Origin of the sequence: Microcoleus sp. Pol11C2, from assembly GCF_036701505.1 — a bacterium.
Lineage (GTDB): Bacteria > Cyanobacteriota > Cyanobacteriia > Cyanobacteriales > Microcoleaceae > Microcoleus.
In genome coordinates this window covers 1-24,712 of record NZ_JAUBQX010000014.1, presented here as the reverse complement: position 1 = coordinate 24,712, position 24,712 = coordinate 1, and the positions used below count along the sequence as shown (strand labels likewise).

Below are 24,712 nucleotides of genomic sequence, written 5' to 3'. Positions count from 1 at the left end.
CTATGGCCCGCCCTTTGTTTATAATAGGAGTAGGGGTTCACGCCTGCATCTCTAATTCACGTCCACGATATTGATCGACCCGCCCCCCTCCCCTTTTCGTAAATCAATCGAACTTCATATAAATCTGAGAAAGGAGAAAAGTGATTATGCCTTAGCAAGCTTTAATCAGCGAAAGCCAAGCGACAGCAACTTCAGGGCCAGAAACTCGCATAGGCGAAGAAATTGTAGATTTTTTGCGGGAGATTCAGCCTGAAATTACTGACTATGAGGTGAGGCGCGAATTAATTCGTGCACGTAAGGCGGCAGGCATTAGACGACTTGATGAACTTAAATCCCAATTTCCCTACCGTGATTTGACTACAGAAGTAATGCTTTTAGTGGCTCAGTTGTGGGCTGATTCGAGAAGGAGAGGAAGACCAACAACCGAGCCTAATGCACTTGACGGAGATGTGATTTTGGCTGCTCAAGCAATATTGGAGCAAGTGAAGGCAATGATGTGGTAATTGCTACAACAAATTTGGGCCATTTGTCGCAATTTATTGATGCTCGCGAGTGGCGATTAATTCAGTAATCTTTAAATCGATCGCACTTACCCTATCCCTGTTATACTTTGAACTACAGCTATTTTTGCAAACACCGTTGGCGAGATAAACAGGATGGTGGAAACAGTGGACACAATCGAAAAAATTGACGATCGCACACAAACCCGCTACTGGGGTCAAGTTACAGTCATAGACGCGGGCGATCGTTATAAGATCAATCGCATTGAAGTCAAGCCAGGGCATCACATCAGCACCCAAATGCACTATCACCGCAGCGAACACTGGGTTGTCGTCTCCGGTACCGCTAAAGTTATCTGCGACGACAAAGAGACGATTCTCATGCAGAAACAGTCAACCTATGTTCCCATGAATACTGCTCACCGCGTAGAAAATCCAGGCGTTATTCCCCTAGTGATGATTGAAATCCAAAATGGTGAATACCTCGGCGATGATGACATTATCCGCTTCGCCCAAGATAGTCACGAGGAAGATTGAGCCTAGCTCCAAATATAAAGCAATCCCAGACGCCAGGGAAAAGCTTCGCACACCGAACAATGACCTACGCAGCGATCGGAAACAAGATAAATCCTACTATTAAAACTGTAGGGGCAATTTCAGAATTGCCCCTACCTTATTATATTAAGTTTGTTAAGGACCAGAATTTGATATAGCAATTGGCGATCGTCCTACGGCAAAGAAGCGTTTTCTAAATCTACATTTGCCATATTGGCATTCTTTAAATTAGCACCTGTCAAGTCTGAACCGTTCAAATTTGCACCGTTCAAATTGGCATTGGTCAAATTTGCATCCCGCAAGTTGACTCCCTGTACGTCTATTCCCGACAAACTGCCACCTCTGAGGCTGATATTAGCTAAATTCGCTACAGACTGGCGAGCATTTCTGAGGTTTGCACCCGCCAAGTTTGCGCTTTCTAAATTAGCGCCGATTAAATTAGCGCTGGTGAGGTTGGTATTTTTCAAACTCGCAATCACTAAACCCGCCAGACTCAGATTAGCGCGGCTCAAATCAGCACCCTCCAAATTAGCTCCGTGCATTTTAGCCGCAATTAAACTCGCACCTTGCAATTTAGCTTGTTTAAGATTTGCTTCATTCAGTTTGGCTTCGTTCAAATTTGCACCGTTCAAATTTGCACCACTCAGATTCGCACCGCTCAAATCTGCGCCAGTCAAATTGATACCAGCAAGCTGCGCTCCTGTCAAGTCACATTGGCTACATTTTTTAGTTTCTAAGAGTTGCTTGACGTGTGATACGTTTTCTGCCTTTACTCCGGATGCACAACCGATCGCAATCAGCAGCCCTGTTGTTGTTAAAATTCCAAGTTTCATATACCCACCCTCAGCAATATCTCTCTTTTAATAATATCCCACATTATTAAAGAGGGTTGGGTGATCAGTCTCTTTGATAAACTGTGACAATCATCACCCTATTGTGTACAAAATATGCAATAATTATTGACGTTTCAACTTCCCTCTATTATTGTAACGAATTATTGCTTTTTCAGGAACCAAAAAGGAAAAGATTGCGTCGGTTCTAGACGGACGCCGGTGATTGTGTTCTGAGCAAAGGTATAGTCTTTATCCTGCCAAAGAGGGATGAAAGGTACATCTTGACCCAGTATGTCTTGAATTTCGGCAAATATGCCTTTACGGGTTTGAGGATTTGCTTCTTTTCGTTGCTTGTCGATCAGTTGATTTACCCGATCGCTATAATAAAACGAACCCTGACCTTGACTTTGACCCTTGGAGCAGCCCTCAGCCTCGGAACCTGTCGCACAATCTAAAAACGGGTGGATGTAATTGTCAGCGTCAAAAAAGTCGGCTGACCAATCCACTAAAACCGCAGGATAAATTCCCTTCTCTATGTTTTGAAACAAAGTCGGAGATTCCACGCTGTTAATTTCTACCTTCATTATCCCGTCCATTTTGAGTTTAGCTTGCGCCTCCATCATGCTCACCACTAAAGCTCGTTTTGTGGAAGATGAAGCATACCAAATTGGCAGAACGAAAGGATTGGTGGCCGAGTATCCCGCTTTCGTCAAAAGTTCCTTAGCCTTTGTCGTGTTGGCATCACCGTAGAGTTCTTTAAAAACCGGTTTTTGAACGTCGAAGTTTGTGGGAATCAGACTGTAAAGCGGTTGTGCTTGTCCCCGCAGTACGCGCTCGTTAATCACCGGGCGATCCATCACTGCTGCGATAGCCTGTCTGACTTCTAACTTGTCCAGCGGCTTAGACTTGGTATTCAGCGTTATGTAATTAACCGTACTGCTTTCCCCCGCGATTTCCTGCCATTTCCCTTTTTTTGCTCCCTCGTCCAAGCTTTGAACTTGGTCTGCATCCAGAGACAAATAAGCCACATCAACGGCACCAGTCTGAAAAGTATTGAACAAATTTGACGAACTAGAAAGCAGCAAAATGTCAATTCCTTGATTAACCGGCTTTTCCCCCCAATACTTTTCAAACACGTCAAACTTGAGAGAATCGCTGCCGTACTTCGCCAGCTTGTAACGTCCAGTTCCCACAAAGGTATCGGGTTTAAATTTACCCTGTCCAATCTCGTACGCTTTCGGAGAAACAGCACACATACCGGAAAATGTCAACAGGGAAGGAAAAGCAGAAAAAGGCTTTTTGAGTTGAAAAGTTAATTCGTATTCGCCCGTGGCTTTTACCGATTCTACTGCATCGCTCAACAACATAGCCGGACTGCCACCATTTTTGATAAACCGCTGCAAGGAAAATTCCATTGCTGCGGCGTTAAACGGTGTGTCGTCGTGAAAAATAACTCCTTGACGCAAGGGGATTGTATATGTCAATCCGTCTTGGCTAACTTTTGGCATTGCTGTCGCTAAGTGGGGGATTAACTCTGTAGTTCCAGACTTGTAAGTGTAGAGAGTGTCGCCCAAATTTCGCAGCAATTGTCCTGATAAGGTTTCGTAACCGTCCGCAGGGTCGATCGTCCGCAATTTCAAGGTTGTGCCAATAGTAACGCGGTTATTAGCATTTTCGCCGCTCGCAGTCACCGATCGACGTGGCCCCTGTCCGCAACTTGCAGTTAACAAGCAGCACAGAAAGAACAGAGCTATCGCTTTAATCACTGAAGGTTTTATATGTATTCTAGGCTGCTGCTTGTTAATTCTCATCGTCTTTTTTTGACACTCCAAATTATTGATTATATTATCAGGACTTACGCACTGTTAGACTAGAAACCGGATTTATTTGTAGATTCTCCTGCAATACAAATATCGCTGCCTAACCACAGCAACTTAAAAGCTTGGTGATGTTCGATCGGTTTGAGATCCTTCGGCTCAATTTTTATAGCTTGCTGGCTCATGAGTGTTCTTGCTAAAAAGTGCGGCGATCGTCTTAATTAATTTATCCGGTTCGATCGGCTTTGCCAGATGTCGGTGAAATCCAGCTTGCAAAGCTTGCTTTTGATTAAACTCGCCGGCATAGGCAGTCAGGGCGATCGCGGGAATCAGCCCACCCCGTTCTGGCGGCAGGGTTCGGACTTGCCGCAACAGCATATAGCCATCCATCCCCGGCATTCCAATGTCGCTCAACAGGACATCTGGCTGGAAATTAGTCAACGCTGTGAGGGCTTCTTGAGGGACAGCCACCGTCAGTACCTCTGCACCTGCATCTTCTAGCAAAAAGGAAATCAAGTCTCGCATATCCGGCTCATCATCTACAACCAGTATCCGCATCCCGGATAACGGTTCATCTGCAGTCGATCGTTCGGAAAGTCCTGCAAGAGAGTTTTCTTGTCCCTTTACCTTCCCTGATAGGGGCAGTCTTACAGTAAAGGTAGCTCCTAGCCCTTCACCCGGGCTATCTGCGACCACGGTGCCGCCGTGCAGTTCCACTAGATGGCGCACGATCGCCAGCCCCAATCCCAAGCCCCCAAACTTGCGGGTTGTGGCCCCATCTTTTTGCCGGAAGTAGTCAAACACATAGGGTAAAAACTCCGGTGCGATGCCAATCCCTGTATCTGCCACCGTAATTTGAGCGTGATTGCCAACACGAGTCAAATTCACCTCAACCCGCCCTCCGGCTGAGGTGAATTTGACCGCATTGGAAACAAGATTCCAGATTACTTGCTGCAAACGGCCCGAATCCCCCAAAATCTGTCCCACCTGAGGATCTAACACAGTCCGAATATCAATGGATTTGGCAACTGAAGCCAAATTGACGGTTTCGATCGCCGATTCCACAGTTAAAGCTAAATCGACTGGACGAATATTAAGACTGAGCTTGCCTTGAAGAATTTTCGAGACATCGAGCAAATCCTCAATCAGTTCACTTTGCAGCTTGGCGTTGCGTTCGATCGTGGCTAACGCCTGTGCAGTTTTCGCCGCATCCAGCTTGCCAGTTTGCAGCAGCTTTGACCAGCCCAGGATGGGATTGAGGGGCGATCGCAATTCATGGGATAGAACCGCTAAAAACTCATCCTTGATCCGATTTGCCTGTCTTAGCTGTTCCGCTTGCTGCTGGAGTGAATCGTTCAGGTTTGCCCGTTCCAGAGCGATCGCGATCTGGTCACAGGTCGATCCCAGCATATCGATTTCTGCTGGCGTAAAGTGCGTCCGAGTCCGGCTGGCAAATGAGAGCGTTCCTAATAACTGCCCTTGAGCGATTAACGGTTGACCCGCGTAAGCCGTGATGCCCATTTCATAGGCGGCTTTAGCATTCGGATGAGTGGAGAGTTCGGCTTGATTCAAGACAAGTTGCTGCTGCGTTTGGGCGACCAGTCCACAGAGATATTCCCCTAATTCGATCCATGCGATCGCCTGCGCCCTTTCTTCAGAGATGCCATCATAGTTTCTCAAATGCAGCATCTGGCGGTTGTCTTTTTCTTCCACCATGAAGTTGTAGTAAGAGTGCAGATCGAGTTGCACAGCAAGTTTGCGGAATAGCGTGTCTATCAAAGCCAGAGGCTTTTCTGTCTGCATCAGATCGCGGGTAGTTTCATACAGCAATTGCAGTCGCTCACTTGCTTGCCGTTGTGCGGTCTTGTCCTGCATGATTTTGACAAATCCCTGCGGACAATCCGCTTCGTTAAGCAGGGGCATCATCAATCCACTGGCCCAAAAGCGATTCCCATCTTTGCGGATGTGCCAGCGTTCGTCTTCTGCCCGTCCTTGCAGTAGAGCCGTTTGCCTCTCGTGCTCGGGTTGTCCTTGTTCGTTATCTTCGGGCGTGAAGATCATCCGAGCGGGGCAACCAATTGCTTCTGTCTCGGTATAGCCCAACAACCTTTCTGCCCCTGAGTTCCAACTGGCAATGATGCCGTTAAGGTCGAGGGTGAAGATGGCATAATCTTTGGCGCTTTCAAAGATCAGACGGAGGCGGGATTCACTCTGGCGCAGGGCTTCCTCAGCTTGCTTGTGGTCTTCAATATCAACACAGGAGCCTATGTAGCCCAAGAACTCACCTTCCAATCCGTAGCGAGGAACAGCTTCATCCATAACCCAACGGTATATGCCATCAAAGCGTTTCAAGCGATATTCCATCTTGAACGGTTGACGGGCATCAAAGGCAGTCACATAGGTGTCTAAACACCGATCGAGGTCGTCGGGGTGGACTCCTTCTGCCCAACCATTGCCGCTTTCTTGTTCGATCGTCCGTCCCGTAAAGTTTAGCCACGGGAGGTTGAAGTAATAACAGAGTTTATCGGTCCCAGCCATCCAAATCAGCACAGGGGCAGCATCTGCCATCAGCCGGAACCTTGCCTCACTCTCCCGTAGTGTGGCTTCGGCTTGTTTGCGATCGGTGATATCGTTGACCAGTGCTACAAACCCTTCAACTTTTCCCTGGCTATTGAAGCGGGGAACATAGGTTGCATTGACATAACGGGTTACACCATCTTTGTAGGGAATTTGGGTTTCAAAGGTCACTTCCTCTCCTGCCAAGACTTGCTCAACATAAGGACGAATCCCTTGATAGCCAGTTTCACCTAAAACCTCTCGGAGATGCTTGCCGTAGATTTCTTTTGCCTGAGGTCCAAACCATTCTTCATATGCTCGATTGTGGAAGCGGTAGCATTGATCTGAGTCTACAAAGCAGATCAAGGCAGGCACGGCATTGGTGACTAAACGAAGTTCTGCTTCTCGTTGTTGCAATACCTCCTCGGCAAGTTTTCGATCGGTAACATTTCGGAAATAAATGGTAATCCCGTTCACGGCAGGGTAGGTGCGAACGTCATACCACCGATCGTGGTCGAGATAAAACGCCGTGACTGATAAAGCCACGCGCTCGTTGGCCACGCGCCGATAAACCCGCTCAAACTCGCTGCCACCGAGTCCTGGAAATTCTTCCCACAAATTCTTCCCAATCAGATCGGCCGAAGTGCGGTCTAGCAGAATTTCCGCTGACCGATTCAGGTATGTGAAACGCCAATTCTCATCCAGGGAAAAGAATCCATCATCAATACTTTCCAGAATGTTCCGACTCTGCTCTTCGCTTTGACGCAACGCTTCTTCGGCTTGTTTGCGATCGCTGATGTCGATTAATACGCCCCGCGTCGAAATTATGATGCCCTCAGCGTTGTAGGCGCAATCGCCCTTTGCCAAAATCCAACGAACGGTGCCATCTGCCCACAGCGCCCGATACTCTATTTCAGTATGCGGTTGATTCGCTTTTAACTCACTGAGGACGGTCTGAACGAATGGGCGATGGTCGGGATGCACGGCTTCTAAAAACACCTGCACCGACATTGCTGTATTGACGGGTAAACCAAACATCGCTTTGGCCCTATCCGTAAAACTCAGCGTGTCTGTTTCTATATCCCAATACCACAAACCCAAATTGCCGCCTTCGGAAGCCAGTCGGAACTGTTCTTCGCTCTCCCGCAACGCCTGGAACGAGCGATCGCGCTCGAAGGCGATGCTGGCAACTTGGGTGCCGAACTCGGCGAGTTTATGTTCCCAATCCGTCGGCCTCCGCGCCTCGCTAAAGCAAAGCATCAGCGACCCCAGAGCTAGATTGTCGTGCCTGAACACGGGCTGAGAATGACACGCTAGAATGCCATGAGCCACGCATAAATTTCGCCATGCTTGCGACCAGCGATCGTCGTTGGCGATGTCGGCGCAGGTCACGGGCTGACCGCTATACACTGCTTCGCCACAGGTTCCAATGCACAAATCGTTAATCGGAGCATCTTGGAGTCCTTCACCAAAAGACGGTGGAAAGTCTGGAGTAATCGATCTCTTAAACGTCAGCCCCTGAGCATCTGCTAGCAGGAAGCCCGCGCGGGTACCCGGATTCAGCCTGGATACTGAGTCACACACGGCTGCCAGACAGTCGTCTAGTGGCTGTCCGAATGCGATCGACTCCAGCAGTCGTTTCTGCTCGATTAGGAGGAGTTCCGCCTGTTTGCGATCGGTAATGTCAGCAAGCACAACGGTCAGTCCACTGGGCGAAGGGTAAATTCGATGGTTGTGCCAACCTTTCCAAGGTGAGTAGAGATAATCAAACTGGAGCGGCGTTTGTGCGCGCATTGCCCGATGAAACTGCACGTAAGCATCGGTGTCAACGGCAGCGGGAAATAGCTCCCAAACGTTCTGACCCAGAATCGCTGACCGCGGCATTCCAACCATTTCACAGTAGCGATCGTTGGCATAGGTGTAGCGCCAATCGCGATCGAGGATGTAAAACCCATCGTTGATGCTAGAAAGTACCGTTTCTAGCTGTTCTTTTGCCTCAGTCACCGCAGCTTGTGCTGCTTCGCCCTGCACCTGTTGTTCTAGTTCCATTGTCTCCTGTAAATTTTGCAAGGCTGCTTTCGCGTTTTTTATAGCAGTGCGCCACGATAGATTGAGTGAAGCGATCAATCCTGCCGCGATCGAAAACATACCCAACCGAACTATTGTCTCTAGATTAACTATCTGTAAGGAATAGAACGGCTCAATAAAAAAATAGTTGATTGCCAGCGTGGATAAAATGGTTGCCAGCAACCCAGCCCCGAAACTGCCATACCAGGTACTCACTATCACCGCGAGGAAAAACAGGGGCGTCGTGGTTGGGTAGATCCACGGTAAAAGCGATCGGGTTAGCGCCAGTGCCAGAGCCACGGAGAGGGTCGCCACGCCATAGGGAAGTAGTCGAATATCTCTGAAAATGCTGTTGATTCCCTCTAAACTCACCCTTTGTACTCCTTATCCGAAAAATATGTTGCTCGCAGCGCCTTACTCCATTCGCGAAGCGTTGCATCTGGCGAATTACCTAACTCATCCAGCAATATCTAAATTTGCTTGAGTGGCAAGCCAGAAGGCCTAGCGTGTCCATTTGCCCAACGATTAATCGGGGGAAAGGCCATCCCTAATTCATCCGCCAACTTTTTCTGAGACAGGTTCAGCGCTGGCCACCGTTCTCGCACCAAATTACCGATCGCTCGTTTTTCAGCCCTAAGCCGTTCTATTTTGAGAAGCCTCAGAAGTAACAGGTATAATGCTGTTTATATTTTACACCTTTGACAGATTCCAGAGTCAGTCATCACTCTCAAGATAGGTTTTAGTTGTTGCCAGTTGAACATATAAACGCTTCAGCTTACAAACGCGCGTCTATTACCGGGGACGGTTTGGCTTTGCTTGAAAGTCTCTGGTTTATGCTTGCCCTAAAAGCTCTCTTTTGGATGGTGTTGTGGCTGATTTTAAACACGCCATAGGCTTCTGTTTTCTTCATCCCAGAAAGCTCTCGGGCCTGGGATGACTTTGTGAAGCAAGTCGTAAATGTAGAGTTTTGCCATGAGCGGATTGAACATTATCAAGACCAGGGACTATCTCTAGTATCTGTCCTAACAGCCTTGGCGACTGTTAGTTATATTATTCGGATGTAACCGGATTTGATATGACTCATGATTCATGACTTTGCCCAACAACGGATATTTGCTTTCCCACAGGAGTTGTAAGCAGTTCAAAATTTTAGACCAAACTTCAAGGTTCCAAATTCATCTGTGGAATAAACTTAAAATCGACTAACTTGCTTTAAATTCCTTTGAGGAGCGATCGCCAATCCCGACAGCGTTTCAGGTAAATGCGAGCTACATGATCGCTGGGATTTGTTCGCAAACACTCTTCAAATAATTTTCCAGCTTCTCGGAAGTCCTTGCGATCGCACAGTAACATAGCTTCATTATATAGAGACAAATTTGCTAGCTTTGCCGACAAACTTTCCGGCGGGTCTGCATCAAATACCTCATAGACTACGACATATTGAGATTTTCCTTTTACCTGTACTTTATCCACAATCCTAATAGCATAATCTGTCGGACTTCGCAACCGTTCCAAAGTCTGCTGAGAAATTAACAAAGGTACGCCGTAATCTTTGGTCAATCCTTCAATGCGAGATGCTAAATTAACAGCATCGCTAATCACAGTGCTGTCCATTCTGCTGATACCCCCGACTGTCCCCAGCATCAAAGAACCCGAATTGATGCCAATGCCAATTTGAATCGGGACGTAGCCGACGCCTTGACGGTATTCGTTATAATTATTCAGGATATTTAGCATTGCAATACCCGCTTTCACTGCATCATCTGCAAAGTCACTAAACAAAGCCATAATTGCATCGCCGATGTATTTGTCAATAAACCCGTTATTGCTAGTAATTGCCGGCTCCATTCGTGAAAGGTAAGCATTGATAAATTTAAAATTTTCTTGGGGGCTCATAGTTTCTGAAAGCGTCGTGAAGTCGCGAATATCCGAAAATAGCACCGACATTTCCTGCTGCACTTGGTCGCCTAAATGGACATCTATAATACTTTCATATCCCAACAAATTTAGAAATTGGTGGGGCACAAATCTACCGTAGGCATCAGTTAAGTCTGATTCGGCATCCAGAGATTTTTCTAAGTTTTGGTTGAGGTCAAATAGTTTTTTAATAAATAAATGGCGATCGGCTTCAGCTTCTTTGCGTTCCGTGACATCTTGAAAAACTGCGATCGCAAAAGCAATTTTGCCACCCTCGTCAAAAATTGGCGTTCCCCAAATCTCAAGGGGAACTTTCTTGTCGGGTTGATGAATTTCCAGATTTTCAGCCGTCGCGTTTTCGCCCCTCAAAGCTCGGACGATAGGCAAATTCTCGAAAGGGTAGATAGTGTCAGTTCCCGCAATATAAATTTGATAACTTTCTGACAAATCCTCAACTGACTTTAAGGGCAAAACTCCTTGACCGAGTAATTGCTGTCCGGCGTGATTTACGTAGTAAGGTCTGCCTTTAGAATCCAGCACGAGCACGCCTATGGGAATCGCTTCTAGAAATTGAGCCAGCTTGATTTCGCCTTCGCGCACGGCCTCGAATGCGCGAGAGCGTAACTCACTTTCAACCGTATCGGAATGTTCAGCAGTAGTTTCCAGCAAGATTTCCAGATCCGCTTTTTCCTCCTTCAAGTCTTCTACTTGCTGGCGCAATCTTTCTATCTCTAAAAGTAGCTGTTCTCTAGATGGTTGTTCTTCCAGCATAACTCTAGAATTTGCGCCTCGACTAACAAAAAACTGCTCAACAGCTCGCACCCTAAAAGTAATCGTGTATCTATAGAAATTCCAACTGCAAACCCGGCATCAGGCGCTGGAAATTCCTCAAAGATTTGCCGTGCCAACCTATGCTTTGAGAGCCTTGTACCGCCATTTGCACCCGGGCTGTTTTGCGGATCTCGATAATAAACTTCGATAGCATATTGATGCCTGAACTGTTCAAAAATTCTAACTGCTGCAAATTGAGGGTAATTTTCGTCGGTTCCAAGTCGCCAACCTTCGTCAGGAACTGCGCTATCGGCGCGTACTCCGCAGGACCGCTCAGCCTTAGAGATCCAATAAAACTTACGGTTGCCGTTGCTGGATCGTAACAGATCCGGTAATCTTCTGTATTAATTTCCATAGCTACAAAAAAAAGTCCATTAGATATTATCGAGCGCCAGCGTTGCTTATACTGTTAATTGCACCATAGTTGTCACCGCAATTACTTCCGGGTCTTTGTGTACGGTCTGGAATTTCCAGCCAAGTTTGGCGCTATAATCTGTGAGCATGGTCAACAAACCCAATCCCGAATTGGTACAGCTTTCGTCAGCAGCATTTTTTTCCAACCGCTGAATGTAAAGTTCGCTGGGATCGGAGGTCAGCAACTGGTGAATGTAAGCCTGAAACTTGTCCACAGATTGGGGAGAGATGCTGTTAGCAACTGAGAAAATCATTCCGTCGCTCTCTAATTGCAGTTTAATATCGATCGGGTACTCCGAGGTTTCATCATTAAACTTCATGGCATTTTCCAATAACTCGTTTGCAATGTAGCTAACAGCGCTTTTTATTTCAGCTTGTCTTTCAATTGTCGAGGGATCATCTTGGTTGCCCGGAAAAAAAGTCGTCAGGTAGTCAGCCAGAAAATCCGCCGACAAACCGTTGTTCCGCCACCGCTGCTTGAGAGGAACCGAACTCGGAGAAAATCCAATTATTAAGTATTCTTGGCTAGCGGGCTGCTCGATGAAATCGCCGAAAATTTGACTCATATCGATGTGAGAGCTAAAGTTTGGGATGATGGGGATCACTGAATATATTTTAAACTTTAGAAGGGAGATCCAAAGAGTTATTTTTGTTTGAGTACCAGCAAGGTGATGTCATCAAAAACTTTTTGTTCGCCGATGTGGGATCGCACGTCCTTAATTACAGCCTGCCTGATTTCGGCAGCAGAACGCTGCCAATTAATCTCTATTACCTCAATTAACCTATCTAAACCATAAAGCAGTTTATCCATATTTTTAGTTTCCGTAATCCCGTCAGTGTACAGCACTACCACATCTCCTGAATGCAAATGCACAATTTTTTCAGCAACAAATTCAGCAATATCTGCATCCAGCCCGATCGGGAAACCCAAATCCATCGTATCAAACCGCTCGACAGAACCGTTACACCGCACGACAATCATTACTTCGTGCTGGCCGCTCAACTTCAGCATTCCTTGCTGATAGTCTAGCAAAGCAAGGCTGGCATTTTTATCGAATTTCATCCGCTGCACGTTATCATAAATTACACTGTTAATAGCAGTTAAAAATCTCACCGGAGCGGCTTCGTTGTAGGCGAGCAAAGTTCGCACTTCCGTTTGAACCATAATCATTAAAACGCCGCTCTCCAATCCGTGTCCCGTCACATCGTCAATGCCAATTTTCACTCTACCTTTGTGCAGCAGTACGTCGTAATAGTCGCCGCCTACTTTCTCAGCAGCTTCCATAAATCCCGCAATACCTAAGCCGATAACTTCCTTGAGATCTCGGTCTTTCGGCAGCAGCATCTGCTGAATCTTGCGAGTAACGTCTATTTCTGCGCTCATTCGCATATTTTCAGCTTTTAGGCGATCGTTGAGAACAGTAATTTTTTGATTTGCACCAACTAAGGCATCGGCAATTTTGTTGAACGCACCCACAAGTTGCCCGAGTTCATCTCTGTTATCCAAAATAATTTTGTGGTCAAGATTGCCGCTTGTCATCTTTTTTACAGATGCGTCAAGAACAAATACAGTTTGCATAACTGTTCGGTAAAAACTTACCAATAAATAAATAACTAGGGCTAAGGTTGTTAACACCACAATAGAAATTATGCGTTTCTTGGCAACAAAACTATCAATGCGTTTTTGTAGGAGAAAGTCTAATTCATTGAGAGTTCCATCCCACAGTTCAAAACTCGAATTCAGAACTCGATCGCTCCCATCAAGATAGGCATAATATTCTACTAAAGCTGTGGGATTAATCAGTTTATCTAGTTGCTCAGTTAGGTGTTCTAATACCGATTTAAAGTTGGTCAAATGCTCACTTGATTTCCGGCTCAGATCCCCGTAATAATTATTGCTAAGCCCTACCTCCTTATTGATAGCTAAATCATGATTAAGTTCTCTCAATTTGCCTGCCAAAGTAATCTGTTTCGATCTTTCTTTAGGTGTGGTATCGGAACGCAAGCGGTTTATTTGAGAAATAAACCTAATCTCTGACAGAATTTTTGGGATTTCTGGAATCTTCAGCAAAGTAGCATCCATCAAATAATAGGTATCTAGATCGTGGTCTAAAATTAGATTAGAAGTATCGCCGACGCGAGCGCTCAGTCTATTAAGTTCGGCAGCTAAACGTTGATATCCAAAATCGTAAGTTTCTAAACTCCACTGGCTGCGGCGAAGTTTGAAAATTTGCCAATTTTGATAAAAATTATTAAATTTTTCACTGGACATTAATATGTTTCCTATCTGGCAATCTGTATTTGCTAGGGATTAAAAGTTCTTGTCTATCTTGGCTTCTCAATCGGTTCTAGATTCTGAATTGCTTAAATTAGGATTGAAACTCTGATAATTTAACAGTTGAAGTTTCGGTATGTATTCCCTCAACTGGCGCAGCGGGCGCAGGTATTGATTACCGTAGATTTCTTTTTGGAAAAAATCAACCCTGCTGTTAATTTCGGAAATCAGCAGGTACCTGATCAAGGTTAACGGTATTGCAAATAGAAAACCAATTAAGGTAAATTTTTGAGGATAGCTCAGCCGATTAATTAAATGGATAGCCAAGGATTTTCTGTTCATAATTGATACATTTAAATAAGATTATACTAAAAAAGTAGCGATCGCTACTAAAGTAGTTTCGGGGACACTCGCTCTAGAAAATCACAATGCTAATACAATTAATCAGCGATAGCTGATTTAATTTCTAAGGCGTTTTCGTCCTGTTGCAACAAATTTTGCACCATCCCTGTGATATCCTTGGCTCAGTTCGCCTTCCACAGTCTAAAACACGTTTAGCAGTTTTGGAACGCAGAATAGTAATTTGTACTGTGATTCGGGGGCAGGATTAGAGGCTTTTAAGAATATTTACTTAAGCATAAATTTTTCTTAATACCCTGAGACAAAAAGTAAAAATTAAGCAATAACTGGGTAGTGCAAGTTTCCTGAAACACAACTGCCGGCAGCAAGTAGGAAATACTTGCGCCGCACCAGCAACCAGCAGTCAAGTCGGTTCTGCACAAAGGAACCAATAGCACCAGCAATAGTGTCTAAGTAAGTATCTGCAGTTGAGTGTTCAGGAGCGATCGCGCATTGTGTAAAGTGAGGCAGAGGGCGTATGATGAAAAGAATCTCCACAAATAAATCCCCAAAGAATAAAAACCGAGACCAAAAGCAGCCCAATCCTGTAATCTTGGCTTTGGTGCTGACAGGAATTCTGGTATGGGAAATGTATCCGGCGCTAAGACACACCGCTGCGGCTAACGCGGGCGCTCTCAAAGATTCCCTTGCCCAGTTGGAAAGGCAACAGCAGCAAACCGCGCAGCAATTTTCCTCAGCCGCGGTGTCCCATAAAATCAGTTATTCGGTATTGGCACTCAATACTCTAATTTCCGAACCGGGGAATTTTGCCGAGGGTACGCGCAAAAATCCCCCGAACAAATTGCCCGCCACCGTAGCAGCAGCAGTTCGCAGAGAGTTGTCGGACTCCACTGGCATTGCTGCTGACAAGTTGAAAGTAACTGAATCGAGCGAACAAAGTTGGCCGAATACTTGTTTAGGACTCTCGAAAGCGGATGAAATTTGCGGTCAAATGATTGTCGAAGGTTGGCGGGTTGTGGTTTCTGATGGTAGGCAAACTTGGGTTTACCGTACTAATGCTAGGGGAAATATCTTGCGTTTGGAAAAAAAGTTAGCTAGGTAAATGTACCCCTGTGAAATGAAACATAAGTTTCCTTTTGGAACAGGCCTCTTGCCTGTTCCACAAAGTGTGACTTTTCTTGTGGGAAGTGTCTTGTGGGCTTCTTGGAACAGGTAAGAGGCCTGTTCCACAAAGAGTGAATTTTCTGGTGGGAAGTTTCTTGTGGGGTAAGCACGCCTGTCCCTTAAATCAACCTGGGAGTTGGTTTCTTTCGATGATGCCGCCGCCCAACAGCACTTCTCCGTCATACCAAACAGCCGCTTGTCCGGGGGTAATGCTCAACTGCGGTTCGTCAAAAATCAACTTAACTCTTGTACCCCCGACTTTTTCCTCTGCTTGGGAGGATGGTACAGGAATAATGGTAGCGGGGACGGGTTGCGATCGATATCGAATCTGTACCTGAGCCCGAATCGGAGCCGTCGGCGCAGCCACAGAAACCCAATTCACTTTCTGGACTGTACATTCAGATTCTACTGCCAACTGTCGATCGCCCACAATTACCCGATTGCCAGCAGCATCAAGTTCTATCACGTACAGCGGTTCCGGTGCAGCAATACCGAGTCCCTTCCGCTGCCCGATGGTGTAGTGGTGTACGCCGTCATGCTGTCCGAGCACCCGCCCTGACTTGTCCACAATGTCACCCTTTTGCGGCGCAATGTACTTGTCCAGAAAAGCCCGCATCGAACCGTTACTTTCCACCAAGCACAAATCCTGACTTTCCGGCTTATCAGCAGTTTTCAAGCCAAATTCCGCCGCCATTCTGCGAGTTTCTGTCTTGGTAATTTTCCCCAAAGGAAATTCCGTACCCGCCAACAAATCCTGTGTTAGATCGTACAAGAAATAAGACTGATCTTTCGCAGGGTCGATCGCCCGCAGCAACTGATAGCGACCCGTAGCAGCATCGTAAGTAATCCGAGCGTAGTGGCCTGTAGCGATTTTTTCAATTCCGAGTTCTTCGCGAGCATACTTAAGCATCGGCCCGAACTTCACAGTTTTATTGCACTGCGAACAAGGCAAAGGCGTAACTCCTGCACTGTAACCCTCTACCAAATAATCGATAATACTTGCCTGAAAGACCTCGCGGCTGTCAACAATGTGGTGGGGAACGCCCAAATCTTCGCAAATTTTAGCTGCATCGACCATTCCCTCAGAGCAGCACTGACCTTTGCCCTTCATCAACCACAGCGTTAAACCCACCACTTCATATCCCTGATGGTGTAAAATTGCGGCTGCTGCGGAACTATCGACCCCGCCGGAGAGGCCTACAACAATCTTGTTCATGGTTGGAGAGAAATTGCTATTTTACTGTTACTTTGTTCGATCGAGCTAATTTATTATACCACAAAGATACTACAACTTGCCACTGCTGCTGTTAGCTGAAATTTTAGCACTAATATGACTATTCAAAAATTTGTTGTCACCGCCGACCAAATGCGGCAAATAGAAACGAGAATTTTTGCCGCTGGAATGCCAGTCGCAGCTTTAATGGAAAAAGTTGCGGGACTGATAGCTAAACGCATTCAGCAGCTTTTGAAGGTGGAAGGAAGTTCGGCAATGGGCAGTGTACGGGATTTAACGGATAGAAGGAAAAGGGAAGAAGGGAAAAATCTTGTTAATTCTCAATTGCCAATTATCGGCGTATTGGTTGGCCCCGGACACAACGGCGGCGATGCTTTGGTTGTTGCCCGCGAATTGCACTTTCAAGGGTTCCAAGTAGTTATTTACTGCCCGTTTTCTAAACTCAAAGAACTAACAAAAAATCACGCTGATTATGCGCGTTGTTTAAATATTCCATTTCTTGACAAAATTGAACCGCTGAAAAACTGCGATTTGCTTGTAGATGGTTTATTTGGATTTGGATTAGAACGAGAAATTATTAACGCCCCTGCCGCAGCCATTGATGAAATAAATAACTTAAATATACCAATTTTAAGTATAGACATTCCATCGGGAATTCATACAGATACCGGAGAAGTTTTGGGGACGGCAATTCGGGCCAAACATACATTATGTTTGGGTTTGTGGAAAATGGCTTTTCTCCAAGATAGAGCGTTAGAATATATCGGCAGTTCCGAATTAATTGATTTTGATATTCCCGCAGCAGATATTGCAGCAATATTGGGCGAAACGCCAGCAATACAACGCATTACAACAGCCTCGGCAACTCAGCATTTGCCGTTACCCCGATCGCCAATTTCGCACAAATACACCAACGGTCACTTACTAATTATTGCAGGTTCCCGCCGCTACACCGGAGCAGCAATTTTGGCAGCATTGGGAGCAAGAGCTAGCGGCATCGGAATGCTGTCAATTGCTGTTCCTGAGTCGATTAAACCGATGTTGAGCAGTCAGTTGCCAGAGGCATTAGTTATAGGATGCCCCGAAACGCAAAGCGGTGCAATTAGCGAGTTGCCAGTAGCAATTGATTTGAGTTCTTATGATGCGATCGCGGCAGGGCCAGGTCTGACATTGGAAGCGGCAATAGCTGTAGAATCTGTACTGGAGAGCGATCGACCTCTGGTTTTAGATGCTGACGGTTTAAATATCCTCGCTCAACTCGGCACAGTCCCGATTTTGTCCGAACGCTCAGCACTGACAATTATCACGCCTCACCCGGGAGAATTCAAGCGTTTATTTCCCGAATTAGCCGACGAAACAGGCGAGGATCGAATTGCCGCAACTCAAGCAGCAGCTCAGCTTTGCGGCGCAACGATATTGCTCAAGGGAGCAAGAGTTTGCATAAGTTGGAAGGAGGAGGGCGATTCCCTACCGGATAGCTACGCTTCACGTACCATCACCTATCTCAATCCCGAAAGCACCCCAGCCCTCGCCAGAGGCGGCAGCGGCGATGTTCTCACCGGCTTGTTAGGGGGACTATTAGCAACTGCGATCGCCCGCAAATCCCCCCCCCAATCAGTTGCAGCAACAGCAGCTTGGTGGCACGCTCAAGCCGGAATCATGGCTGCCAAAGAACGGACGGAATTAGGAGTAGATGCCTTTACTTTGACACAGTATTTAATTCCAACCTTGCGAGAATTTGCTGAGTAAACAATCAACAGTAATGGGTAGGGTGCGTACCGCGCATCTTTGTATTTGGTAGGGTGTGCACCGCGCACCTTACCCCTTGGTTTGTAGTGACGACGGAAGTCCTCATAAAAATATTACAACTTGCATTCCTTACGACAAACCCACGGGTAACTCCAACGAGTGACACTCACATGAGTGACACTCCAAAAAGTGACTGTGCATTCACAAATTCCACCAGTTATACCTGAAATATCAAACACCAAAACTTAAATGTTGAGAGGAACCACATTATGTACACCGAAGAAAGAAGCTTGAACAATGAAACTATGGCTCTCGTCGCCGATACTACTGCTCAATCAAGTCTTACATTTGCTGAAACCACTGGAGTAAACAAACCCACTTTACAAATGGGTTCAACAGGTCAAGCTGTCAAGGAACTACAACAGCTTCTATATCATTGGGCTTATTATTTCGGGCCGATTGACGGTATTTTTGGCGTCCAAGTTCAAAACGCGGTCAAAGGCTATCAACACCGCGTCTTTTTAAAAGAAGATGGGATTGTCGGCCCTACCACTTGGGAAGCACTATACTCTGGTGCACCTGTGAATATGCCGATCGTCATGAAGGGCAGTTCTGGTAATGCTGTTAAAATTGTTCAGAATGTCTTGAAAATCAATGGATACTATTTCGGCTCCATTGACGGATTCTTCGGGGCGATGACAGATGTAGCCGTGCGACAATTGCAACTGAGCAAGGCTTTACCGCAAGATGGAATTGTCGGCTACAGAACTTGGCACGCCCTCAGCAAGTTACCGCACTAATGACGGGTTGGCTTCACTTTCAGTCATCGCCAAAAATCGGTAGCTCAATTAGGGATTTAGGCTTTACCTAAGTCCCTAATTCTCGTTAAGGGGAAGGCAGCGCGCGGGAAGGGGCGCAAATTCTGTTACCGTTCCCGGCGATTAAAAATATTCTTAAATTTCCTATGTTTTTTTGTTAGTATATCCTAGGAAATTGGGAGTCATTCGATTTTAGATTTTAAATTTTAGATTTTGGATTGACCCTACGGATAAATTAGGGGGCTTGAGGATTTTAGATTTTGGATTAATTCCACAGAGCAATCCGGGGACTTGTACCATCAAGAAATTTTTGGTCACAATCCGGTTTATCTCCCTTTTGATTTAGTTGTAAATAGTTGCAATCACAAAATTATTATTATTCCGATACTTACCTAACAAGACTTAGGCATGGGGGGCTTATTCCCGGTTTATACGAAAAATTCCAGGTTGAGTAACGAGAAATCTAGCAATCAACCGGGTTTTTAAGCCAAGCGCGCGCAAGTCCCGAACTAGCCTTTGATGAACTTTTCTAATTTGTGAGCCATCTTCTCTATAATTCCCTCTGAAGTATCTGCCGCCGATGATTCAGCTTCAATACGCTTGACCACATCCTCTGAAAGATTCAGCAACTGCACTAATTTTTGATAAGCTGCGGCTTCTTCAGCATTAATTTTTGGTTCATCGGGAGTGCGAGAACTAGATGAAATCACTTCATACCCGAGTTGCAGGACTAATTCCCTTTCATCTTGAGTTTCTAGTTGGCTGATCAACTCGTCAAGGGGGATATTTTGCATGATGTAATCCCGCAGTTCTTGTTGCATTTGTTGTCCGTCGGTATCAGGGGCAAACAAACCGCAAAAGCGATCGAGCATTAAATTAACTTCTTCTGTCGCGAGTTCGCCGTCAGCCCAAGCCATCGAGGCAACAATTCTCAGCAGATTCATCTGGCGGGGCGTAATTGATGGAGGAGGTGGGGTTTGCATAATCAAAATGGGTAATTGGGAATTGGAAATTGGTAATTGGGAATTGGGAATTAGGAATTGAGCCTGATTCCTTCTTGTCTTTTCTTTCCCGTTCCCCTTCATTTATGTCACAATTTCGATAGAGGAACTCCCAGCCATCCAGTAAAGTTTTGTTTCTGAATAGCGGTGGGCTGTTCCACCGGCACGATCGAGTAGCGGGCAGGGCGGGGTGGCGCGAGAGTAACACGACAAGTCCGCAGTTCGTCTTGATGAAAAACCGTCACCTCTATTGTGTCCCCCGGCTGATAATCTTTTAGCCTCTCACCCGCTTGTTCTGAATTTACCCGAAAACCTTCGATCGCCAGCAACTCGTCCCCAGCATCAATTCCAGCCAATTGTGCCGGAGATCCTACTTCGACAAATTTAACCATTTCCCGCCCGTTTTCCCCTCCCAAAGTCCAACCGATGCGAGGCGTTTGGTCAATTTCACCTGCGATGAGTTCCAGCCCGAAAGGTTCCAGATACTTGTTGTAAGGCAACTCTTCTGTGCCGTCAATATAGCGCGCGAAAAAGTCGCTCAAATCGATGCCGGCGACGGACTCGATCGCACTTTGCAAATCTTCGGGAGTAAAGCCTATTTCTGCTGGCAGGGAAGGAGCATTTAAGTGTCCGTTTGAGGTTAAATGCGCCGATTTGCCGTCTGTTCCCGACTTCAGGTCAAAATCGCCGTTTTCAGTCGAGTTAGCATTGCCAAACTGCTGCCACATCAAACGCATCACATCGTCGAGCGATCGCTCATTGCCGTGTCTAGCTCGAATCAACAAATCGAGCAAAAACGAAACAACTTCCCCTTTCAAATAATAGGAAATCTGCGAATTATCGCTGTTAGCATCCCGGCGATAAAGTTTAATCCAAGCATCCCAGCTCGACTCGCTCAGAGGCTGCACGTTCCGCCCCGGAGTCGTCTGCAAGCGAGTAATTTCCTTAGCCATACCTTGGAAAAAACCTTTCACGCTGTAGAGACCCGCTCGAAAAGGAATCACCAAATCGTAATAACTGGTAGTGCCTTCAGAGAACCATAAAGAAGGAGTGTAATTTTCTTTTTCGTAGTCAAATACTTCGAGAGCTTTCGGTCGAATGCGCTTTACATTCCACAGGTGAAAAAACTCGTGAGCTACCAACTGAATAAAGCGTTCATACTTTTCCTTAGCCCGAAAACCAAAACGCGGATAGTTGAGAGTGCAGCTCTCCTTGTGTTCCAAACCGCCAAAACCAGAGCCGGACAAATGCAGGAAAAACACATAGCGTTCGTAAGGCAAACCGCCGAACATTTTTGCCTCGACTTCGATCACTTTTTGGATGTCTCGAATCGTGCGCTCTGGTTCTAAATTGCCTTTTCCCCAAACAACTAGCTGGTGGGCTTTTCCCATCACTTCAAACTCGTACACTTCGTGATAGCCAATCTCAAAAGGACTGTCTACCAGAGTGTCAAAATCCGCAGCAGCGAAAGTAAGATTTTGACCAGAAACAGGTGGCAAAGTAGTAACGGTGCGCCATTCGGGCTGCGGCGGCACAACGGTTACGGTGTAGCAGTTGCTCTCAAAACCGGGCAAGAAAAAGCACAAAGCCGCCGGATTGAAATAACCGTGAGTCGAGTCTAAATGATTGGTTCGCACTGTCAGTTCGTTGGCAAAAATGCGGTAGCAAACCGTGATATCTGACACCGAATCGGTCTCGATTTGCCAGTGATTTTTGCTTTTTTTGTGCCAAGGTAAAGCTCGCTCGCCCGCCTGGGATCTAAAATCTTGCAGGTGGCGGGCGTACTCTCGAACCAAATAAGAACCGGGAGTCCAGACAGGCATTTTTAAATCCAGAACCGGCTCCGACCAACCTTGCACGCGCAAAGTCACTTCAAAGAGGTGGGATTCAGGATTGGGCATCGCCACCGAATATTGAATTGTCGGTGCAGTTAGTTGCCCCTGACTGTTGCCGGCAGCGGACGAAGTATCCAAACAAGTAACATCAGTCATTGACTTGCCAAATTAATCAAGTGCTTGAGGTTGATCAAATGGATAGTTTGGCGGTCTGGATCGATATTGATCCAACCTTTACTATCGAGTTTTTCCATAATTTTGCTGGTTTCATCTAGGGTGATATCTGTGACATCAGCTAAGTCTTCATAAGGAATATTGAAGATATCTTTGCCCTCAGCAGTTTTCTGACCGTAGTTTTCTGCCAGCTCGACTAAAGTATTTGCTAGTTTAACCGCTGGCTGGCGGTTGCGGAGTTGATAGCGGAGATTGGTTTGGCGCAGCCGCCGTACCATCAGTTGCAGCATCCGGTGGTGCAATTGCGGGTCTTTAAACAGGGTTTGGATAAATCGCTGAGCTGTGACGCTGAGAAGTCGCACGGGCGATAGAGCAAGTACGTCATTCGATCGGGGAGATTCGTCCAGAATGGCCATTTCGCCGAAGAAGGCACCCCGTCCTAAAATAGCCATTGATACAGCTCGATCGTTTGACAAGCGGCGGACTTTTACCCAGCCAGACACGACAAAGTAAATCGCGTTGCCCCAAGAATCCTCCATCACCACAGCTCGGCCCGGGGGATACTCATGCTTGACGGCATTTGATAGCAGCCCTCCCAAGGTTTCTGGGTTAGCACCCTTAAATAGAGGGAATAGCTCACTGAAAGCTTCTGTCTTCATGCAAACTCGCGGAGGTGGGAAATATGATTAGGCGACACCCAACAGCTAGGGAACGATCGACGTTTGGGAACACAAACAATCCGTTGCTCCTTTAATTGATGATAAGGGTGCACAGGCCCGGTTCACGTAATAATTGGCAGATTCTTTAATCTTAAACGGGTTTACAAGCCTGCCACTGCCTGTTGAACTTTACCCAACAGAGGTTCTATGTATTCCGGCCAGCCGATCGCGATTGACTGCGTGTGGGCCAGAGTCTCCGGCTCGATCGCATCTTTAGTCCACCTCAGCGGTTGACCTTGCAAGTCGCAACAAACCAATCCGGCTGCTTTTGCTAGAGCCAGAGGGCCGGCGGTATCCCACACTTTAACTCTGCCGTTGAGATACAGGTACAAACCAGCTCGACCGAAGATAACTTCCATCACTTTTAAGCCAAAGCTGCCCAGCGAGTAAAATTCTGCTCCGGGGATGCTTTGGGCGATCGCCTGGGCGTAGTTTTTCTGGTCTTTATCTCCGAGAACAATTTTACAATTTTGCGCTGTCGGGGCCGGGGGTTTGCACAGGGCGATCGGCTGCGGCGCTTGGGTTCCCACACTTTGGAACAATCCCCAATCTTTGCCGCCAAAATACATTTGGTCAAAAGCCGGGGCGTTGAGCCAGCCGGCCACCGGTTCCCCTTCAAGCAGCAGCCCCACCATCGAAGCGTAGTGCAGTTTTCCCCGAATAAACTCTTCAGTCCCGTCGAGGGGATCGATGCACCAGAGGCGTTGGTAATTTGCCCCGTAAGCTGCTCTGGAGGCGGTGTTTTCCTCGGTGATCCTGCCGTCTTCGGGAAACAAAGCGCTAAATGCTGCCGATAGTTGTCGGTCTAGGTATTGATCGATACTCGTCACGTAGTCGTTGGGCCCTTTCTCGGAAACTTCAAAAGGTTCTGCTGCTAGCTTGTAAGCTTCTTGACCGCACTCGCGCAGCGTGTAGCGAATTTTTTGGTCTTGCTCTGGAGAAATATACATGAGGTTAAACATAAATTCTTTAGCTAACTTCAGCATAAAAGCTTAAGTCCTTGGAATTGATCGGCGCGAGTCACTGTTTTTGATTCGTACAGGATTTGCGCGCAGGTGCCGATAAACCCGGTTTCTTAACCATCTGGGCCGTTGCTCTACAAGCCCCAGACAGGATTTGTCGAATTCAAAAAAATTTTAGACACTAAGCAGATACTAAGGTGTCCGGTATCTAAATTTTATTTTTGGGGCGGGCGAGACACCCCACAATAATTTCATCAAACTTGACTATAAAATTTAGATGCGCCTTAGCTTACTAGAATTATCTGTTTTAAAATCTAAAGTCTAAAATCTAAAATCCCGTGACAGCTCGCACTAGCACCTTCAACAGCAGAGGATATAGCGATCGCAAATGGTTTGTAAATCATAAATCCTGTATTATGAGGTATGTGAATCTAAGTAGGAGTTGAAATGACTCAAAAGAAATCGTCAGAACAAATCGGAGAGGATGAAGTCGAAGCCTTATTAGAACTCGAAAATTTTATTGCCAGTAATCCCGACCCCAGAGAGTTAAAAAGAGCCTTGGCCGTCCGGATGCTAATTGAAGGTATCTGCCGCGAAACTATTCAAAATATTTTGGGAGTATCCTCTCCATTTATTAGCAAGTGGAAAATCAATTATGCCTTGCATGGAATTGAAGGATTGCTCTTAAATCATCAAGGCTCGCAGGGACAACTTAAGCCAGAAGAACGAGCGGAAGTTATCCAATGGTTAACCAATAAAAACCAGTGGGATTTATCCGAATTATCAAATTATATAGCCGAGCGATATCAGATTGAATTTCAATCAAAAACTAGCTACTACCAACTTTTTAAATCTGCGGGAATTAGCTGGAAAAAATCTCAAAAAAAGAATCCAAAAGGTGATGAAGAACTCGTCAAAAAAAAGCACCAAG

General features: G+C 46.2%; 21 protein-coding genes. 6 read left to right on the top strand and 15 right to left on the bottom strand.

Translation table 11 applies throughout. The annotated features are described in order from the left end of the window. The first annotated feature begins 233 nt into the window (after positions 1-233). Together QUA42_RS10860 and QUA42_RS10855 are read left to right on the top strand one after the other, a co-directional pair. Positions 234-503: a hypothetical protein gene (locus tag QUA42_RS10860; RefSeq protein ID WP_333137302.1), complete on the top strand. Its 270-nt coding sequence runs from the start codon at positions 234-236 to the stop codon at positions 501-503. Between the two features lie 153 nt (positions 504-656). Further along, positions 657-1,037, top strand: a complete 381-nt coding sequence (locus QUA42_RS10855; protein ID WP_333165736.1) for a cupin domain-containing protein — start codon at positions 657-659, stop codon at positions 1,035-1,037. Positions 1,038-1,228: 191 nt separating this feature from the next. Here QUA42_RS10855 and QUA42_RS10850 read toward each other — a convergent pair whose 3' ends face one another. From QUA42_RS10850 to QUA42_RS10805, 10 genes are all read right to left on the bottom strand, one after another. Continuing rightward, complete coding sequence (locus QUA42_RS10850) at positions 1,229-1,888, bottom strand: pentapeptide repeat-containing protein (protein WP_333137301.1); 660 nt, start codon at positions 1,886-1,888, stop codon at positions 1,229-1,231. A gap of 161 nt (positions 1,889-2,049) precedes the next feature. Beyond that, entirely contained in the window at positions 2,050-3,699 is a 1,650-nt protein-coding gene (locus tag QUA42_RS10845; RefSeq protein WP_333137300.1) for an ABC transporter substrate-binding protein, read from the bottom strand. A gap of 59 nt (positions 3,700-3,758) precedes the next feature. After that, entirely contained in the window at positions 3,759-3,890 is a 132-nt protein-coding gene (locus QUA42_RS10840) for a hypothetical protein (protein ID WP_333137299.1), read from the bottom strand. Next, positions 3,865-8,700 (bottom strand): PAS domain S-box protein, encoded by a 4,836-nt coding sequence (locus QUA42_RS10835; RefSeq protein ID WP_333137298.1) that lies wholly within the window; start codon positions 8,698-8,700, stop codon positions 3,865-3,867. Before QUA42_RS10835 ends, QUA42_RS10840 begins: the two co-directional genes overlap by 26 nt. A gap of 98 nt (positions 8,701-8,798) precedes the next feature. Beyond that, entirely contained in the window at positions 8,799-8,933 is a 135-nt protein-coding gene (locus tag QUA42_RS10830; RefSeq protein WP_333137297.1) for a helix-turn-helix transcriptional regulator, read from the bottom strand. A gap of 607 nt (positions 8,934-9,540) precedes the next feature. Further along, the gene (locus QUA42_RS10825) at positions 9,541-11,016 is read right to left on the bottom strand and encodes an adenylate/guanylate cyclase domain-containing protein (protein WP_333137296.1); all 1,476 of its coding nucleotides are present in this window, start codon (positions 11,014-11,016) and stop codon (positions 9,541-9,543) included. A 70-nt stretch (positions 11,017-11,086) separates the two neighbouring features. Continuing rightward, positions 11,087-11,431 carry a slr1659 superfamily regulator gene (locus QUA42_RS10820; protein ID WP_333037814.1) on the bottom strand — a complete coding sequence of 115 codons (345 nt, stop codon included), beginning with the start codon at positions 11,429-11,431 and terminating at the stop codon, positions 11,087-11,089. Between the two features lie 46 nt (positions 11,432-11,477). Continuing rightward, a complete protein-coding gene (locus tag QUA42_RS10815) occupies positions 11,478-12,056 on the bottom strand; it encodes a DUF6272 family protein (RefSeq protein WP_333137295.1) in 579 nt (192 codons plus the stop codon). 77 nt (positions 12,057-12,133) lie between these two features. Next, the gene (locus QUA42_RS10810; RefSeq protein WP_333137294.1) at positions 12,134-13,762 is read right to left on the bottom strand and encodes a PP2C family protein-serine/threonine phosphatase; all 1,629 of its coding nucleotides are present in this window, start codon (positions 13,760-13,762) and stop codon (positions 12,134-12,136) included. A 66-nt stretch (positions 13,763-13,828) separates the two neighbouring features. Next, entirely contained in the window at positions 13,829-14,107 is a 279-nt protein-coding gene (locus QUA42_RS10805; RefSeq protein WP_333137293.1) for a hypothetical protein, read from the bottom strand. Positions 14,108-14,642: 535 nt separating this feature from the next. On the opposite strand from QUA42_RS10805, the gene QUA42_RS10800 reads away from it, so the two are divergent. Next, entirely contained in the window at positions 14,643-15,227 is a 585-nt protein-coding gene (locus QUA42_RS10800; RefSeq protein ID WP_333137292.1) for a hypothetical protein, read from the top strand. A 186-nt stretch (positions 15,228-15,413) separates the two neighbouring features. Here QUA42_RS10800 and mnmA read toward each other — a convergent pair whose 3' ends face one another. After that, positions 15,414-16,505: a tRNA 2-thiouridine(34) synthase MnmA gene (gene mnmA / locus QUA42_RS10795; RefSeq protein ID WP_333137291.1), complete on the bottom strand. Its 1,092-nt coding sequence runs from the start codon at positions 16,503-16,505 to the stop codon at positions 15,414-15,416. 114 nt (positions 16,506-16,619) lie between these two features. Between mnmA and QUA42_RS10790 the strand changes: the two genes are divergently transcribed. After that, complete coding sequence (locus QUA42_RS10790; RefSeq protein WP_333137290.1) at positions 16,620-18,272, top strand: NAD(P)H-hydrate dehydratase; 1,653 nt, start codon at positions 16,620-16,622, stop codon at positions 18,270-18,272. A gap of 269 nt (positions 18,273-18,541) precedes the next feature. Further along, positions 18,542-19,072 carry a peptidoglycan-binding protein gene (locus tag QUA42_RS10785; protein WP_333137289.1) on the top strand — a complete coding sequence of 177 codons (531 nt, stop codon included), beginning with the start codon at positions 18,542-18,544 and terminating at the stop codon, positions 19,070-19,072. A gap of 527 nt (positions 19,073-19,599) precedes the next feature. Here QUA42_RS10785 and QUA42_RS10780 read toward each other — a convergent pair. From QUA42_RS10780 to QUA42_RS10765, 4 genes are all read right to left on the bottom strand, one after another. Further along, positions 19,600-20,073: a TerB family tellurite resistance protein gene (locus QUA42_RS10780; protein WP_333137288.1), complete on the bottom strand. Its 474-nt coding sequence runs from the start codon at positions 20,071-20,073 to the stop codon at positions 19,600-19,602. Between the two features lie 107 nt (positions 20,074-20,180). Further along, on the bottom strand, positions 20,181-22,082 hold the full coding sequence (locus QUA42_RS10775; RefSeq protein ID WP_333137287.1) for a M61 family metallopeptidase: 1,902 nt from the start codon (positions 22,080-22,082) through the stop codon (positions 20,181-20,183). Next, entirely contained in the window at positions 22,079-22,759 is a 681-nt protein-coding gene (locus QUA42_RS10770) for a Crp/Fnr family transcriptional regulator (protein WP_332985141.1), read from the bottom strand. Before QUA42_RS10770 ends, QUA42_RS10775 begins: the two co-directional genes overlap by 4 nt. A gap of 161 nt (positions 22,760-22,920) precedes the next feature. Further along, the gene (locus tag QUA42_RS10765) at positions 22,921-23,805 is read right to left on the bottom strand and encodes an inositol monophosphatase family protein (RefSeq protein WP_333137286.1); all 885 of its coding nucleotides are present in this window, start codon (positions 23,803-23,805) and stop codon (positions 22,921-22,923) included. 423 nt (positions 23,806-24,228) lie between these two features. Here QUA42_RS10765 and QUA42_RS10760 point away from each other — a divergent pair. Continuing rightward, on the top strand, positions 24,229-24,712 hold a 484-nt coding region (locus QUA42_RS10760; protein ID WP_333137285.1), incomplete at its 3' end, for a winged helix-turn-helix domain-containing protein.